The 3,675-nt window shown below is 58.3% G+C and carries 6 protein-coding genes; 5 read left to right on the forward strand and 1 reads right to left on the reverse strand.

The features are described from left to right. Nucleotides 1-123: 123 nt before the first annotated feature. The 3 genes from PG892_RS21825 to PG892_RS21835 all read left to right on the forward strand — a co-directional run bounded on the left by PG892_RS21825 (nucleotide 124) and on the right by PG892_RS21835 (nucleotide 2,029). The gene (locus tag PG892_RS21825) at nucleotides 124-1,224 is read left to right on the forward strand and encodes a dihydrolipoamide acetyltransferase family protein (protein ID WP_111897073.1); all 1,101 of its coding nucleotides are present in this window, start codon (nucleotides 124-126) and stop codon (nucleotides 1,222-1,224) included. 206 nt (nucleotides 1,225-1,430) lie between these two features. Further along, nucleotides 1,431-1,640, forward strand: a complete 210-nt coding sequence (locus tag PG892_RS21830; RefSeq protein ID WP_005302803.1) for a cold-shock protein — start codon at nucleotides 1,431-1,433, stop codon at nucleotides 1,638-1,640. Nucleotides 1,641-1,717: 77 nt separating this feature from the next. Then, nucleotides 1,718-2,029 carry a hypothetical protein gene (locus tag PG892_RS21835; RefSeq protein WP_223917501.1) on the forward strand — a complete coding sequence of 104 codons (312 nt, stop codon included), beginning with the start codon at nucleotides 1,718-1,720 and terminating at the stop codon, nucleotides 2,027-2,029. Here the strand turns inward: PG892_RS21835 and PG892_RS21840 are convergent. Further along, nucleotides 2,016-2,264 (reverse strand): TIGR02647 family protein, encoded by a 249-nt coding sequence (locus PG892_RS21840; RefSeq protein WP_010675310.1) that lies wholly within the window; start codon nucleotides 2,262-2,264, stop codon nucleotides 2,016-2,018. The genes PG892_RS21835 and PG892_RS21840 overlap by 14 nt on opposite strands. Nucleotides 2,265-2,510: 246 nt before the next feature. Between PG892_RS21840 and PG892_RS21845 the strand changes: the two genes are divergently transcribed. Then, the gene (locus tag PG892_RS21845) at nucleotides 2,511-3,059 is read left to right on the forward strand and encodes a hypothetical protein (RefSeq protein WP_052814699.1); all 549 of its coding nucleotides are present in this window, start codon (nucleotides 2,511-2,513) and stop codon (nucleotides 3,057-3,059) included. A 94-nt stretch (nucleotides 3,060-3,153) separates the two neighbouring features. Beyond that, nucleotides 3,154-3,546, forward strand: a complete 393-nt coding sequence (locus PG892_RS21850) for a DUF2750 domain-containing protein (RefSeq protein ID WP_010675308.1) — start codon at nucleotides 3,154-3,156, stop codon at nucleotides 3,544-3,546. Nucleotides 3,547-3,675 lie beyond the last annotated feature (129 nt).

Consider the following 3,675-nt stretch of genomic DNA (forward strand, 5'->3'; position numbering starts at 1 on the left):
TGCGCGAGCAGCTATCACCCAGTAATGGGAATCCCCCTCCTGTGACGCGAAGCGCTAAGGTGGGGGAGGATGTCAAGGTGTCTGTCAATGTTTGGTGATGTCCCAGCAGAGGGAGAGCAGGTCATGAAATTTTTCAAATTGCCGGATCTGGGCGAAGGACTGGCCGAGGCCGAGATCGTCGAGTGGAAGGTGAGCGCCGGTGATACGGTGCAGGTAGATCAGGTACTGCTGTCGGTGGAGACGGCTAAGGCGTTGGTAGATGTGCCCTCACCGGTGGCCGGGGTCATCGCCAGATTGTGCGGGCAGGAGGGGGACATCCTCCACATCGGGGCACCGCTGGTGGAGTTTGAAGGGGGCGAGGATGACGGCACCGTCGTTGGCAAGGTCAGCGCCCATCAGCAGCATATCGAGGATCATTTCGTGGTGGGGGCCATGGCGCCCGGCGGCACGCTGGTACAAGCCATGCCAGCGGTCCGTCTGCTGGCGCAAAAACTGGGGCTGGACATCGACAAGGTCAAGGGAACCGGCAGCGCTGGCATGGTGACCGAGCAGGATGTGCAACAGGCGTTCGAGGCCCAGCAGGAGAGCGGCAACGAATTCCTGAAAGGCTCGCGCCGGGCCATGGCCAAGGCGATGGAGCTCTCGCACCGGACTGTGGTGCCGGTGAGCATCACCGACGAAGTGGACTTGCGCCACTGGCGCCCGGATGAAGATGTGACGGTGCGCCTCATCAAGGCGATCGGCGTGGCTTGTCGGGCCGAACCCTCCATGAATGCGTGGTTTGACGAAGAGACCCTGTCGCGGCGTCTGTTCAGGGAGGTCAATGTGGCCATCGCGGTCGACTCCAAGCATGGGCTCTATGTGCCCGTGATGGAGAACGTGGCAGAGCGGGACCCGGCTGACATACGGCAGGGGCTGGATCGGATGATCGCCGATGTGAAGGCCCGTGCCGTGCCGCGGGAAATGCTGCAGGGGGCAACCATCACCCTCACCAACTTTGGCGCCATCGCTGGCCGTTACGCCAGCCCCATCGTCACACCACCCCAGGTGGCCATCATAGGAGCGGGCAAGTTGTTCGAGAAGGTGGTGTTCATCCACGGCGAGGCGCGCCCGGTGCGTGCACTTCCCCTGTCGATGACGTTTGACCACAGAGCCTGCACCGGTGGAGAGGCGGCTCGCTTCCTCAAAGCCCTGGTTCAGGCACTGGAGTCGGCACAGGTCTAAACCGCTGTACCCCGCCGCTGGCGGGGTACAAATTTGTTTGCGTAATCGACAAAGGCACGTATAATCTCAACCAGCTTGAAAGGGCGATAGTTATGTCAATGAATATGATGTTTTACATCTTTTCCTGTTGTTCATAAGTAATCCCGTTTTTTGAGCTTTACCCGCTGAAAAGCATAAGTAATTATTTTGAATACAGGTTTAAAGATATGTCTAACATGATCACCGGTACCGTTAAGTTTTTCAACGAAACCAAAGGTTTTGGCTTCATCCAGCAAGAAAACGGCCCGGACGTTTTCGTTCACTTCAGCGCTATCCAAGGTAACGGCTTCCGTACCCTGGCTGAAGGTCAGCGCGTGCAGTTCTCTGTGACCCAAGGTCAAAAAGGCCCGCAGGCTGAGAACGTAACTGCTCTGTAATTCTTGCAGAATTTAAGAAAGCCGTGGTACCTCTGGTGCCACGGCTTTTTGTTTTCATGGCTTCATCAATACGCGTCATGACCCTGCTCTCCTCCCTCTTGCTGACCGTGGCGTTGACCTTTCAGGCCAGCACGCCAACGCCGGATCCTGTGGTGAATGATGCCGTGTCCGTGTGTCAACAGTTTGTACATGTTCGCCTGGGAAACGCGGTGAAACCCGATGAGATCAGGGTACAGCCGGTGCCAAAACGGGCGGGAGAGTGGCTGGTCGATGGCAAGATAAAAGGACCCGAAGGTCCTTTGCTGTTTGCTTGTCTGCTGCGACAAGGAGAGCGCTGGGAGTTGCTCAACTTCTCGCTCTGGGCACCACAACCGCTCAATTCGGCTTGAGTGCGACCAGCAGGTGTTGGAGATGCTCCAGCATGGTCATGCCGAAAGGGGTCAGATAGCCGCCATCTGCCGCGGTGATCAGGCCCTGGCTGTGCAGGCGCGCTGCCGCCTGGCAAAGCGCTTCCGACATGTCGCTGCGCAGCTTGATCCCTAGGCTCATGTTGGCCGGATCAAAACACGCCAGTATTTTCAGCTCATTCACAAAATCGTCAGAAACCTGGTTGATCCCACTCATGGATGCACTCCTTACGCTAAAGATGTATGCAACCTAGCATCCCCGGTGCCTCTTTAGTGGGCGCTGGCTCAAACAATTGGCCTTTATCGGGGCCGCTCTGGTTCAAACGCTGCTTTTTTGGACGCTATCTATCACCGGTCCGGCTGGACGCAAACGCCCCCAGCAAGGCAAACATGCTAGAATGGCACCCTCGTTCACCCTCATGACCAGGCGTGATGCCAGGTCATCTTGTTCAAGGCGCGTCTCATGATCACTGTCACTCTGGTCTCTCTGCTGCACTCTCTGGGTCCCCGTTTTCCTGTTTATGCTCCCTCCTTGCTGCTCCCTCTCCTAGCGCAACATCAAGGAGATCTCTGGCTGCCGGCCATTCGTGGGGAAGACGTGACGACCCTGCGTCAGCATGGCAAGGATGCCCAGAGTCTGGCTACCTTGTCGGCAGGCTGGTGCGAGTTCGCGGCCCAGAGCAAAGAGACGCCGGAGCTCGATGCGCTGGCAAGTTACGATGAGGAGATGCTGGACAACCTGCAGATGTACTGGCGCCACCCGAGCAAGATAAACAGCCCGATCACCGATAACCTGTTCGAGCTACGCCGTGAGGTGGTGGACGAGGCCCATGACGGCAAGCTGGTTGCTGCCTGGAGTGCCGCCCAGCAAGCACGGCTTGAGCAGATCATGGTGGGGGTCGCTGCGGGGCGGGATCAGCTCTGCTTTGTGGAAGTGGAGTCCGCCTATTGGCTGAGGGAGCGACTGGGTGAGACCGCGGGACTCCGGCTGTTGACCCCCGAGCTGGGGTGAGGCGATGGAAAGACGGATGACCTATTACTCCTGCTGGACAAGGGGTCGGCAAGATGTGAACATGTCGCCCTTTATTGAACGAGAGACTTGACCGATGAGCTATGAACTTAGCGACACCGAGCGCAATGCCGCGCTGCAACTGAACGCCGATTACCGCTTTGATCACTTCATCAGCAAGCTGGTCGAGCACGAAGAGCTGTTTGTCCTGACCGACGAACACGGCGTCATGATGCTGACGACCGAAGAGGAAGACTGCATCCCGGTATGGCCGCATCCCGACTACGCCAAGGCCTGGGCCGAAGGGGAGTGGGCCGAGTGCAAGCCGCAGTCCATCACCCTCAAGGTGTGGCTGGATCGCTGGGTGGACGGCATGGAGCAGGATGATCTCTGCGTGGCCGTGTTCCCGACGCCGGATCAGGAAGGCATTGTGCTGGACCCGGCCGACGTCGCCGACGCCATTGCGCAAAAGCAGGCCAAACGCGGCTGAGCGCCTCTGCCTGGTGCCATCCCGGTTGTAACAAAGACCCCGCCAATGTGCGGGGTCTAATGAGATGGTCACCCCCACCCTGTGAGCGGTACGCTGACAGGGTGTTTTTCTTTCAGGAGAGGCCATCAT

It is taken from the genome of Aeromonas sp. QDB68, assembly GCF_027707405.1.
Classification (GTDB): Bacteria; Pseudomonadota; Gammaproteobacteria; order Enterobacterales; family Aeromonadaceae; genus Aeromonas; species Aeromonas caviae.